The organism is Pristimantibacillus sp. PTI5 (genome assembly GCF_048572955.1).
GTDB lineage: Bacteria > Bacillota > Bacilli > Paenibacillales > Paenibacillaceae > Pristimantibacillus.
In genome coordinates this window covers 1,993,708-2,006,433 of record NZ_CP183886.1, presented here as the reverse complement: position 1 = coordinate 2,006,433, position 12,726 = coordinate 1,993,708, and the positions used below count along the sequence as shown (strand labels likewise).

The 12,726-nt window shown below is 43.0% G+C and carries 11 protein-coding genes and 1 other annotated feature; of the genes, 5 read left to right on the top strand and 6 right to left on the bottom strand.

Going from position 1 to position 12,726, the window contains the following annotated elements:
• Window positions 1–123: 123 nt before the first annotated feature.
• Window positions 124–2,484 (bottom strand): PAS domain S-box protein, encoded by a 2,361-nt coding sequence (locus ACN6MW_RS08910; RefSeq protein WP_419875154.1) that lies wholly within the window; start codon window positions 2,482–2,484, stop codon window positions 124–126.
• A gap of 181 nt (window positions 2,485–2,665) precedes the next feature.
• On the opposite strand from ACN6MW_RS08910, the gene ACN6MW_RS08905 reads away from it, so the two are divergent.
• Complete coding sequence (locus ACN6MW_RS08905) at window positions 2,666–3,025, top strand: hypothetical protein (RefSeq protein WP_419875153.1); 360 nt, start codon at window positions 2,666–2,668, stop codon at window positions 3,023–3,025.
• Window positions 3,026–3,068: 43 nt separating this feature from the next.
• Here ACN6MW_RS08905 and ACN6MW_RS08900 read toward each other — a convergent pair whose 3' ends face one another.
• From ACN6MW_RS08900 to ACN6MW_RS08885, 4 genes are all read right to left on the bottom strand, one after another.
• Window positions 3,069–4,346 carry an ATP-binding protein gene (locus ACN6MW_RS08900; protein ID WP_419875152.1) on the bottom strand — a complete coding sequence of 426 codons (1,278 nt, stop codon included), beginning with the start codon at window positions 4,344–4,346 and terminating at the stop codon, window positions 3,069–3,071.
• Window positions 4,347–4,578: 232 nt separating this feature from the next.
• On the bottom strand, window positions 4,579–5,412 hold the full coding sequence (locus ACN6MW_RS08895; protein WP_419875151.1) for a carbohydrate ABC transporter permease: 834 nt from the start codon (window positions 5,410–5,412) through the stop codon (window positions 4,579–4,581).
• A 19-nt stretch (window positions 5,413–5,431) separates the two neighbouring features.
• Window positions 5,432–6,322, bottom strand: a complete 891-nt coding sequence (locus tag ACN6MW_RS08890; protein ID WP_364145454.1) for a carbohydrate ABC transporter permease — start codon at window positions 6,320–6,322, stop codon at window positions 5,432–5,434.
• 97 nt (window positions 6,323–6,419) lie between these two features.
• A complete protein-coding gene (locus tag ACN6MW_RS08885; protein ID WP_419875150.1) occupies window positions 6,420–7,838 on the bottom strand; it encodes an ABC transporter substrate-binding protein in 1,419 nt (472 codons plus the stop codon).
• 353 nt (window positions 7,839–8,191) lie between these two features.
• Between ACN6MW_RS08885 and ACN6MW_RS08880 the strand changes: the two genes are divergently transcribed.
• Window positions 8,192–8,563, top strand: a complete 372-nt coding sequence (locus ACN6MW_RS08880; protein ID WP_419875149.1) for an iron chaperone — start codon at window positions 8,192–8,194, stop codon at window positions 8,561–8,563.
• An 80-nt stretch (window positions 8,564–8,643) separates the two neighbouring features.
• Here ACN6MW_RS08880 and ACN6MW_RS08875 read toward each other — a convergent pair whose 3' ends face one another.
• Window positions 8,644–9,783 (bottom strand): ATP-binding protein, encoded by a 1,140-nt coding sequence (locus ACN6MW_RS08875; RefSeq protein WP_419875148.1) that lies wholly within the window; start codon window positions 9,781–9,783, stop codon window positions 8,644–8,646.
• Window positions 9,784–10,090: 307 nt separating this feature from the next.
• Between ACN6MW_RS08875 and ACN6MW_RS08870 the strand changes: the two genes are divergently transcribed.
• The 3 genes from ACN6MW_RS08870 (at window position 10,091) to ACN6MW_RS08860 (ending at window position 12,413) form a co-directional block, all read left to right on the top strand.
• Window positions 10,091–10,645: a DUF1003 domain-containing protein gene (locus tag ACN6MW_RS08870; protein ID WP_419875147.1), complete on the top strand. Its 555-nt coding sequence runs from the start codon at window positions 10,091–10,093 to the stop codon at window positions 10,643–10,645.
• A gap of 179 nt (window positions 10,646–10,824) precedes the next feature.
• Window positions 10,825–11,091 (top strand) — a binding site (T-box leader).
• Between the two features lie 53 nt (window positions 11,092–11,144).
• On the top strand, window positions 11,145–11,927 hold the full coding sequence (locus tag ACN6MW_RS08865) for a class I SAM-dependent methyltransferase (protein ID WP_419875146.1): 783 nt from the start codon (window positions 11,145–11,147) through the stop codon (window positions 11,925–11,927).
• Window positions 11,928–12,053: 126 nt separating this feature from the next.
• On the top strand, window positions 12,054–12,413 hold the full coding sequence (locus ACN6MW_RS08860) for a hypothetical protein (RefSeq protein WP_419875145.1): 360 nt from the start codon (window positions 12,054–12,056) through the stop codon (window positions 12,411–12,413).
• Window positions 12,414–12,726 lie beyond the last annotated feature (313 nt).

Below are 12,726 nucleotides of genomic sequence, written 5' to 3'. Positions count from 1 at the left end.
ATTTTATTAAATTAAATGGGGGCCGAGTAGTTCGGTGTTAAAAACAATGGATCGCCATCTTTGGTTAGGTTTATCAATCGCTTGCTTAACATTGCCAGCGCAACGCCAACCGGCTTGGCAGCATTACGACCAATGCTTCAAAACACGTTCTATTTCATCCGCCCCCAGCGGTTTGCTGATGAAATCATCCATGCCGGAAGACAGGCATAGGTCCCGGTCTTCCTTTCGGGCCAATGCCGTTACTGCCACAATAACCGGACGTTTGGCTTTCCCTTGCAGCTGCCGGATGGCGGCCGTGGCTTCCAGCCCGTCCATTCCGGGCATCTGCAGATCCATAAACACGATATCGAAATCTTCTCGTGTGACGGCCCGTACGGTTTCGTCCCCATCCTGGGTCAACTCGGGCTCATACCCTAGCCTGCGAATCCAAGTGGCCAGTAAAAAACGGTTGACTTCATCGTCATCCGCGATCAAGATTTTCAAGGGCCCATATTTCAACGTCGAATGAACGGCTGACCCAGTTATGGTCTCGTTATTTTTCGGAGCGGGTGACGACGGCTCCTGACTCAGTTCTTCCTGCGTCGCCCGGAACGGAAGCGTGAAATAGAAGGTGGAGCCGCCATTTTCACGGCTTACCACTCCGATTGTTCCGCCCATCAGCTCCACCAGCTTCTTGGTAATCGCAAGACCGAGGCCCGTACCCCCGTATTTTCGGTTCATGGCGGGGTGCAGCTGAGAGAAGGATTGGAAGAGAAGGTCAAACTTATCCTTCGGAATACCAATGCCGGTGTCCGTTACATGGAACTGCAGTATGATTTCGCCTGGATGCTGGTTCGACAGCAGCTCCACAGAGAGGGTGACCTCGCCTTGGTCGGTGAATTTGACCGCGTTGCCGATAAGATTCACCAGGATCTGACGGAGTCTGCCACCGTCCCCGATCAGACAGGTCGGGACGCGCTCCTTCATCCGCAATGATAGACCGATTCCTTGACTGATTGCACGGGGAGAGAAGAGCTCCATAACACTTTGAAGCAACGGCTCCAGAAGAATTTCCTCCATATGCAGATCCAACTTGCCGGCTTCGATCTGGCTGAAGTCCAGGATTTCGTTCAGGATCCGGAGAAGGGCATAGCTGCTTTCTTTAATCGTATCTGCATATACGCGCTGCTCTTCCAACAACTCCGTTTCGGAGAGAAGCTCCGTCATTCCGATAATGCCGTTCATCGGCGTACGAATCTCATGGCTCATCATGGCCAGGAATTCCGACTTTGCCCGATCGGCTTTTTCCGCAGACTCCTTGGCCCGTAGGATTTCCTTCTCCCCTGTAATGTCGCGGAAAACGACGACCGATCCCTTCAGTTCGCCTTTATCCCGCAGCGGTGCCGCATGATATTCCGCCAAGAAGGTGGAGCCGTCATTACGCCAGAATATGGCTTCCGAATTGTAATGCGGCCTTCCATCCCGAATAGCCTGAACCAGCGGAAGATCGTCCGTCGGCAGGGGGAGGCCTGCATATTCGTTCTCATGTCGTTTATATCCCAGCATTTCTGCGCCGGCGGGGTTCAGGAACATTCCTTTTCCTAGAGAATCGGTGCCGAGAATGCCTTCGGAGACGGAATCCAATATCAGCTTGTTTTCGCCGCTGAGATTCTCGATATGTTCCAGATAACGCTGACGTTCCGTGATGTCAACCGTGATGCCGTACACGCCGACGACTTCGCCGTTTACGATGATCGGAATATTCGTGGAATTGATTTCCACAGGGTGGCCGTTTTTGTGGATGATCGTAAGATCATAGCTCTGCGGCTCGCCTTGTTTTGCCAGATTAAAATAGTAAAGGGTTTTAGACAAATCTTTAGGATGCACGATCGGACCCCAGTACATGCCTATCAATTCCTCCAGCGTGTAGCCGGTAATCTTCTCCAGATTGGCATTGGCCGTAAGGTAATCTCCGTCCGGATTCATCGAATATACGGCGGCCGGGTTGTGGTCGAACAGAGATTTGTATCGCTGCTCGCTTTCCTGGACAAGCCGGTCTGCTTGGATGTTATCCGTGATGTCCCGCGAGATGGCGATCAGTTCTTCCAGGTTGCCAAGATCGTCAAACAAATACCGAGTGGAAATCTCCAGCCACTTATATTGGCCGTCCTTGCAGAGGTAACGAGTTTTCACGATGCGCCCTTCCTGGCTTTTGTCGGACAAGAATTCCCAGATTCTGTCCCGGTCTTCGGGATGCACGAGAGACATGCCGCTAAGTCCGATCATCTCTTCGGGTTCATAACCCAGAAGAGCCCGGCAGCTGGGGGATGAATAAGTTATGGTAGTGTTTGCGTCCGGCTTGTGCAGGGAAATCCAATCCGGCGATACTTCGGTCAACAGGCGGTATCGACGCTCGATATGCTTAAGTTCTTCTATTTGGGAACGCAAAGCGGCGATTTCATCGGACTGTCGGGTAATTAAGGAATCGCGGGGGTCAACCTTCATTCTCTTGCAGCTCCTCGCAGCTAGGTAGGTATCCCGAGCTAAATGAATTTATATTCGATATAATACACCTTATAATACACCTTATAATACACCTTGCGGTGATGCTTGAAAACAGCGGACAGCTACATATCAGTGCGGCTTTGCGAATTTCGTGTTCATATAAAAGCGGGTGGTGACCGAATTGAAAACTCCGGAATTGTATGAGTTGGAATACTTGTTTGAATGTGATGCTCGAATAGTGGATGAAGAAATACCTTGGTATTATACAGGTGCTTCGTTTTCGCTGATGAGAGAGAATAAATTGATCAAGTTTTATGTTAATCCTGCGAGCGGAAACGGCGAACTTAGATTGGAAGTTAATGGAGAAACAATCATACATTTAAATTTAGACAACGTAACAGAAATCCAAACCATAAAAGAAGGAAAAATAGAGGGCTTTAAAGTGCATTTTGCTAAGGAAAATTACGTAACACCTTTGATCGTTCAAACGAAACCAGTTGTTAAGATTGAATGGGGAACATCACTAGAGCTGCAAAGATAAAACTGAACGCAAAATTAGCTGTATAAAGGGGCAGTTAAACTGCTCATACTGGCTTGTTCATAGATCGTTTTACGCCTGGAATTCTTGCTACTACTTCCGTTCCAATATCTTTTTCACTGAATACGTGGAGTTTTCCGGCAAAAGATTCGATGATCTGGAAGCTAACCATCATACCCAACCCTGTACCGCTTTCCTTCAAAGAGTAATAGGGAGATCCAAGTCGCTCAACTTCATGTCTCAACATCCCAATACCTTCATCTTTGACACGGATCTCAATAAATGAATCATCTGCAAAAAAACATGAGGCAACTATTGTTCCGCCGTCAGGCATTGCTTCGATCGCGTTCTTCATGATATTGAGTAAGAATTGGTTCAATCTCTGCGTATTTCCGTTAATCATACAATCAACATCGATTTTGGTTTCGATAGAGACATTTTTGCTCAAAGCATAGTTTTGAATGAGATTCACAGTTCGTTCTAGTTGATTACCCACGTCCACGTCTTCATTATTTTCAGTGGAGGGCTTACCCAATAGTAAAAATTCACGAATGATATCATTTGCTTGGTCCAGTTCTTCAATAGACAACTTAATATAATGCTTCTTAGTTGAAGCCGGCAGGTCTGGTGTATCTAGCAATTGGAGAAACCCCCGTGCTACTTGCATTGGATTACGAATTTCATGAGCAAATACGCCAGTTAAATCCCCAATAAGCCGTAACCTCTCGGCGTTATGCAGTTCTTTACGCATGGTATAGATCTCTGCCATGTTTTCAATTAAAACGACCATTAGCCAGGCAAAACCTGCAGCCAATCCGAAGTGGGCGATCTGCACTGTAATGCTTTCTGCTGAGATTCCTCGGAATAAGCCAACAAGCGAAGCGCCTACGAGGCAATAAAACCCTGCAAGCATAATGGCAAGTTTAATGCGGTTTCCTTTTGATGAGTTTCCGAATTTCTTCTGAAAATACAAAATGGGAGAAAATCCAATGATGATGGCCAAAAAGGTAATGAGACTGCCTATATTCGTTCCATACAGGTATAAACGATATAGAATAATTAATGCGGCTAAGATTACGCCGGTTATCCGCCCCCCGTACAGAGTCCCTATCAGTAAGGGGACGATTCTGAAGTCATGGTTCATATTGTAACCGTAACTCACCGGAAATGAGATGCATAATATAATCGAAATTCCCCATAGGGCCGTCAAAAAAATGCGAATGTGTTTTTTTATCCGTATATGACCAAATAAATAAGCCAGATAAATGCCGAAAGGCACAATAACTAATGAGAACTGCAGCAAGAAATCCCGAGTTATGCTCAAGAGAAGTCACCTTTCTGCCATTGTAATAATAGGCACTTTTAATCTATCACAATCGTCCATTAATTAGTCATTATTGTACAATAGACATGAAATTTTTAACAGGTGATAGACTGGGAATTACTTGGGATTTTAAAGATTCTTAACAGTAATGGGGATTAGCGGAGGTTACAAAAAAACATGCCCTGAACAGGCATGTTCAATGAATAGGATAGAGTTCAAACCACTAATATCATTACCCTTTCGTCCCGCCTTGCAGTCCAAAACCTTTGGACATAAACTGCTGAGAGAGGATATACATCACGACCGAAGGAACCGCATACAGCACGGAAAACGCTGCAAGTTTGCCATATTCCACCATACCGTATTGCCCGAAAAACTGATACAGCTTCAATGAAGCCGGAAAATTTTCAGGTGTCTGCAATAATATATACGGAACAAAGAAGTTGCCCCAGCTTCCGGAAAATGTGAAAATCGCTACCGTACAAATGCCCGGAACCATTAATGGCGCAACAACCTTGCGGATGCCGACGAAGACGGACGCCCCGTCGACCCAAGCGGCTTCTTCCAAGTCATTCGGCACCGAATCCATGAAGTTTTTCAGCATCCAAATGCCATATGGCATCGAGGAGGCGACATAAAATAATATGACCCCAAAAATATTATCATACAATTTCAGGCTTAAAAACAGTTGATACACGGGTACCATTACAGCTGTAATCGGCAAAGAAGTCATAAATAAAATCGTCAGCATAAATGATTTCTTATATTTCATTTGATACCGAGACAAAGGATAGGCAGCGAGCAAGGCTAATATAACGACGAGTATAGCTTGGCCAACTGACATGATCAGGCCAATGACATATGCGCGCTGATTGACACGATTGGTAATCACATCAACATAATTGCTGCCCGTTATTTGATTCGGTAACTTAAGCGATTGCATCGCGTTGGGGTCAATGGATGCCACGAATACCCATAGAAGAGGAAGCAAGAAACAAATTCCGAGCAAAGTAAGAATCGTATACGGCAGGACTCGATAAATCAGTTTACGATGTTTCGCATTCATACGAAGTCTCCTTGTACATTTACTCTTTCATCGAGCGGATATAGAACAAGCTAAGAATAATACCGATGAACAGCAGCAATAAGGATATTGCGGTGCCATAGCCGAGCTGATAATTAACAAAGGCTTGGTTATACATAAAGATAGGCAAGGTCGTGGTCGAAGTTCCTGGTCCTCCGCCGGTCATCGCATAGATCAGTCCAAACACCCCAAGCGTCTGCAGCGTTACGAGCATCATATTCGTTGTGATCGTATCTTTAATATATGGAATCGTAATTTTCGTTAAAATCTGCCAACCTGATGCCCCGTCTACAACGGCCGCTTCTTCAATCTCCGTCGGCACATCATCCAGCGCTGCTTGGAACACAAGCATAGAGAAAGCCGTGCCGTGCCAAATGTTTGCAATTATGATGGTGACCATAGGAACGGTGTACAGCCAAAGGACTTCAGGAAGGCCAATGGATGTAATTATGGCATTGAGCGTACCTTCATCTCCGAAAAAGCTGTATAGGCATAATGCACATACAATTTCAGGGGTTACCCAGCCTGCAAGCACAATCGTGCCCACGACGCGCCTAAACATCTTATTTTTATGCTTCATGAGAAGCGCGATCAGAAATCCCAGCACTTGCTGACCGATAACAGCGGATCCTATCAAGAAAACTAGCGTATTCCATATGCTGACTCTGACTGTCGGGTCTTCAAACATGCGAGTATAGTTGTCGATCCCTACAAATTTCAGCTCCTTGGCCGCTTCTCCGGTCAATGCCAAATTCGTGAAGGAATAAAAGAAGGTCAACAAAATCGGATAAATAAAAAAAACGAGCATGATCGCTATGGATGGAAGCAAAAAATAAAGCCATGCATATGATTTTCTTTTCTTATAGAGAACATTTCCCGTCAAACTGCTCATGCATCGTTCTCCTCCCGCATGCTGAAAATCAAAAAAAAGCGGCTGCTCAAGCAAATCCGCTTGTTGGGATCTGCTTGAGCAAGCAAGCTTTTCTATTTTATTTTTCTATTACATTTTCTTTGCCGGCAATTCTTGTTACATCCTGCGAGTACTTTTTCAGTGCATCCTCAGGTGACGTGCCTGTAGTCACGGATTCAACCATCGTTTGGATTTGAGTGGACACTTCAGGATATTTATCCTGCGCTGGCCTGAACTCCGCATTTTGCAAATACTCCGTCGCGATTTCATTAAACGGCATTTTTGTATACTCAGGGTCCTTTGCCACATCGGCCCGAACCGTAATGTTACCTTGAGCAATAACGAGCTTTTGGGTATTCTCTTTGTTTAATGCGTATTGGATGAAGTCCCAAGCCTCATCCTTATGCTGAGCATTGCTAGGGATAGATAACGCCCAACCTCCTGCCAGTGTAATTGATCCTGGCGCCTGGCCTTTGCTTGTCGGCATCGGGGCAAAGCCTAGAACATCCTTATATTCCGGCCAAGGCGAAGCGCCGCCTTCAAAATAGTTGCCTGTGATCCAAGAGCCGTCTAATGAAATGGCAAGCTTGCCTTGAGGCAAATATTCCCGCGAAGAAGTGTTTCCTGCCTGGCCATTCAATACTTTAGACAGCGGCGGTCCAAGCTTCTCCTTGTTAATCGTCTCAATGAAGCTTAGCGCATCCAAAATGCCCTGACTCTTAATGATCCATTTGCCGGTGTCGTTATCGTATAATCGATCTCCCGTTCCATAGAGCAGCATTTCGTAGGTTTGCATCGATGTTGCTTCTCCTGTCGCCTTGCCTAGGTTCATCCAGATGGGTACAACATCCTCACCTGCTTTTTCTTTGATCGTTCTCGCAGTACTTAGGATGTCATCCCATGATTTCGGCTGCCAATCCTCAGGCAAACCTGCTTTTTTGAAGATTTCCTTGTTATACCACAGACCTCTTGAATCGGTGTTGTAGGGAACGCCATAAACTTTGCCGTCGCTCGCTGTAACGCCCTTTTTCATCGCTTCAATAAAGGAACCATTGGTCCAATCTTCCCAACCTTTTAATCTCTCATCCAAGGGCTCCAGAAATCCTGCGCTTGCATCCGAATTCAAAATAAACGTGTCTTCCGTTACAATATCAGGCGCCGTATCTTTGGACTTCAGTGCCAATGCAATTTTGGCAAAATAATCGCCTTCGGACGCTTGAATAGGCGTTGGTTTGATTTCCACATTTTTGTTCGGATAACTGGCTGATACTTCCTTAATCCATTTATAAAACGATCCTTCCTCGCCAATTCCATCATCTCTATACGTTATCGTGATCGTTTTCTTTGTCGTCTCGGCATTCCCATCCTCGGTCTTCGTATTGCTGGGTTCGTTCGTCGCCGTTTCATTATTTCCCGTATTGCTCGTACAACCGAATAACAATGAAACACAAATGATCACTGCTGTCATTAGGATGAATTTCCTTTTGCTCGCTATCACTTTTTTCCCTCCTCAATTAGTTGCTGCTAGTCGGACTGCAAGCCGTTTTTTTGAATGCGCTTGCCAGATGTATTGCTTATGTATGCTTATTTAAAAAGACGGAGTTATATTCGTAATTGAGTTTGCGAATTGCATTCGCTTAAATACTTATCCAACAAAACCATAAACACCACTTCCGGGGAAGTGGTGTTTATGGTTAGAATTTTGACCAGAGGGGCTTTTAAACTTTATAATCAAGATAAAATGAGATTGAAAATTTTGAAATAATGTACTTCCGCTAACGTGGATTTAACGACGAATGGGTTTGAGGAACTTCTCTGAATGACATAATTAATATTTTAGGAGGGAATAACATGGAAGTTTTTATAGAATTTTTAGAGCGTATCGATAACCCGCAGCATCGGGACCGAACGGAAGAAGTTTTGGGCTGGGTAACTCGGAAATTTCCAAATTTAATGCCGAAAATCGCGTGGAATCAGCCCATGTTTACCGATCACGACACATTTATTATTGGCTTTAGCGTAGCCAAACATCATTTGGCCGTTGCCCCTGAAAGAGCAGGGATTAATCATTTTTCTGATGATATTGTGAAGGCTGGCTATGATCATACCAAAGAATTGGTACGTATCAAGTGGGATAGTCCGGTTGATTTCTCCTTACTTGAGAGAATGATCGAGTTCAATATTTTGGATAAGGCAGACTGTTCAACTTTTTGGCGGAAATAGAAACCGGTATATTTCTTAGGAACAAGAACGAATAAGCGCAGCGATCTTTGTAAGATAGCGGCGCTTAAGCGAATGTTTCTTTAGGACATTAAATATTTCTTTAATTTCACTCGGAATGCAAATTGGCTGCCACTCTCACTTGATTCCACAAGCCATATGTCTCCACCCATAAGCTCAACCAGCTGCCTGCAGATCGATAAACCCAAACCAGCACCAGCGTATTTTCCAGGCGTATCTTTTTCGTGAATTTGAGAGAAAGCCCTGAATAAGTGCTCCTTCTCATTCTCTGGTATGCCTACGCCTGTATCTTTCACTTTAACGATCAAATCGACCGTCTCTCCTTGGGATAGACTCATTTGAACGTTAATGGAAATATAGCCCTGTTGAGAGAATTTAAGCGCGTTTCCGATCAAATTGGAAAGTACCTGCTTGATTTTATTGCTATCGCCCATAACAATGGTATCTGCCCCCGAATCAAACTCTGCGTATAATCTAAGGCCCTTACTCAATGTTTCAGCTGCGAACAATTGCATCACATGATTTACGTCCTCACGGATACTAAACGGGTTGTACTCCAGTTCCATTGTTCCTGCCTCTATTTTCGAATAGTCCAATATTTGATCCATCATCGAAAGAAGACTGCTGCCGCTCTTTTTTATAATATCTACATAATTGGCTTGCTCTAATGACAATTCTGTAGAATGAAGCAAGTCTGCCATACCTAATACACCGTTCATTGGTGTACGAATTTCATGGCTAAGTACCGCCAAGAGATTTGATTTTTCTGTCATTAGCTTAGATGCTTTAATCTCAGCCTCTTTCAGGTTCTGAATGTTTGTTTCCAACTCTAAAAGTGTGGAGAAAAAAGTCGACAATGAAAGTAATAATTCTACATCATTCTGCTGGTATTGATACATTTCATGATCAAAGGCGCAAAGAGAACCATAGATTTTTCCATCTTCCGATTTGATTGGAACACCCAAAAAAGAGCACTCTCCAACATAGGGTGTGGCATCCATATCTTTGGTAAGAAAGTGTGTCATATTATTATCTATTATCAGCGGCCCTTGCGCATTTTCGGTAACAAGAGCACAGTACGAATCTTGATTCGCAACGACAAGTCCCTCTGCAAGAATCACTTTGCTGCGATTGAAAGCCTTAATCACTTTCGTTGAATCCTTATCTAAATTCGCAATACAAAAAGTATTCGCCGGCATCATTTTACTGGCTGTATCCATTACACTTGCAGTCGATTCATATAGTTTATTGGAAATAATGGACATTACATCTATAAAATCAGTTTTTAAAATATTGTCGTCCTCCCATAAAGCTTTAATGAATCAATGCTGTTATTATAGCATTCTCATCCGTAAGTGCTCAATGCGGAAGGGTAACTTAATACCCAGAGAAACAATTGGCTATATTTTGGCGACGAGCGAAGCGATAGAATAAAAAGGAATAAAGAAATACGCGTTGGAGGCGTTGAAAAAGGGTATAAGTTAAGATGCCCATGAAGGAGAGATGATAATGGAACCCAAGCGTCGCATGAAAACTAACCTAGATCATACAGCGGATTCGGAATCATCTCTACTTAGTGAACTGGAAAAACAATACCCGAACCGGGAACAAAACACAGACGATATAAAGCGAGTCGCCTCAATGGTTAATGAATACAAAGGCAATATCAAAGCTTGCCTTCATGAACAGCAGGAACAAAAGGCTGGCCGTTGGGACCGTCTTGCGGATTGGGTGGCGAGTTTCGGTGGCAGTTGGCGGTTTGTTATCACACTGTGTTTGATTGTTATACTATGGCTCACGTACGACAACAGCCGGACATCTTTATTTATGCTCAGCTTTTGTCTTTCCGTTTTTACGGCTTTTCAAGCCGCTATGATTCAAATGAGCCAAATTAGGCAAACCGTAAAGGACAAGCAGGAACAAATGCTGGATAACGCTATCAACTACAAAGCCGAACAAGAGAATCTTGAAATTCAGGAGAAGCTGCATACAATCGATATACGGCTTCGATCTATCGAAAATCACTTGGCATCACTGCGTGATGGCATGCACCGAACAGATTGATCGATCAATTTTCATCCTGTTTAAATTAACGTTAAGAAGCACTTTCGGATACATTAATCGATTCAATTGCTATCTTAATTTATATCGCCTTCATCATACTGGGCATAAGAATGAAGAAAATTAGTGTCTTGCTCCATAATTTTAATCGTGATATTATCTTTTCAAACCATTATTTACCTATAAAGGCTGTGGTGAGAAAGAGTAATTGGACAGTTTCTTTTGCAGAGAGCCCCTCAGTGCTGAAAGGGGGCAAAGAAAGTACCAATGAAAATGGTCTCTGAGCTGCACCTCGAAACCCAATAGGGAAGTAGGATGTGACGGTGGCACCCGTTATCGTGCTAGGGTATAAGCAACATAACTAAAGTTGCCGTACTTGAAAAGAGTTCGATGCGTTAAGCATTGATGAACTTGGGTGGTAACACGGAGTATTAACTCTCGTCCCTTTACGGGGCGGGAGTTTTGTTTTTTATCACAAAAGTATATATAGGAGGTTTTTGAAATGGAAAGAAAAAACACTTTCAACGAAATTGCTAGTGAATACGACAAGTACAGACCTAGATATCCAGAACAATTATTTACTGACATCTTGGAGTTGACGGATATCAAGCAGAGCGATTCCATACTTGAAATCGGCTGTGGCACAGGTCAGGCAACGAAAGGTTTTGTTGATTTAGGTTTTGATAATGTGACTTGCATTGAATTAGGTCAAAAATTAGTGGAACTTACTCGTAACAAATTTAAAAACAAACCAAATGTTAACATAATCAATTCCCCATTTGAAACTTGGCAGAGTGAAAAGAGTAACTTTGACTTGGTTATATCTGGTACAGCGTTTCACTTTATTCAGCCACAAGATGTTGGCTATCGCAAGGTCTTCGAATTGCTTAACGACGAAGGCTCTATAGCATTCTTTTGGACCGTCCATATTCCGTCCTATGATGATGTCTCAAATCGAATTCGAGAAAGTTACAATAGATATGCACCACAACTAGATGACTCAAAAAACCCAACCATTGAACAAATTATCGATGATAGGTCAGTTTTAACTCTAAAGGATGGGTTGTTTAAGGAATTAGAAATAAAGCAATACATTTGTAATCACACCTATACAGCTGACGAATATATCTCTTTATTAAACACTAATTCCAGACATAGACTACTTCCCGACAATGTGCGATTTGAATTGTTTGGGGAAATCAAAGAAGCAATTGAAGAAGATGGTGGAATTCTAAATAAACCTCAAGCTGTTGTGTTGTACCATGCTAAGAAAAATCTAAAGTGAATCCCCAACAAATTCATTCGTTAAACTAAACCGAGGGACGGGTAACGATAGTTCAACAATCAAGGAGCAGTTTGCTAAGGCAGCTGCTTTATTTCGTAGTTAAGCTCCCTAAGGTGAGGTGGATTTTTGAGGTTCAAATATGAACTTACCGGAAGAGGTTGGGCTAGTGGATTCATTGAAATGAACTCAAATACCTTTTATTTTGCAACAAGTTATATCACGGATGCTCTTGATGAGATGTTAAAGGCTCTGATTTTACTTAATCCAGAGCTCAGTCCATTCCCTGTTTCAAATTCACAATTTGAATGGAATGAAGAACCCGGTGGAACCGTTTGGAAATTCAGAAAGATTGATGATTTATTACACGTTCAGATTATGTCATTTGAGAATTTGCGATACAAAAAACAACTGGTTATTGAACTAAATGAGTCTTGTTCGATAACGGAATTTTCAGAGGCATATGATTTTGTGGCAGAACGGAAATGAAAACAAATAAATAAAGTGGAGTTCCTGCACTTTAAGTTCATTGGCAGGAATATAAGTTCCATTTTGCAACAAAAATGGAACTTCATCCGTCGAAATATCAGACATGCAGATGCGAAATGCAAAAAGAAGGGGTATTCAATGAAAATTCAAACGAGGAGTAGTGTCAGTCGGGCGCATACATGTATTTTCTAACTGGCAGGTTAACGCAACAAAAAAGCTTCATTATTCGTTTTTAATGAAGAGTGGAAATTGTAAAAAAGTTTTTAACATATTCCAATTTATAGAATGAGCTGTAAAAACCACGTTCTAGTTG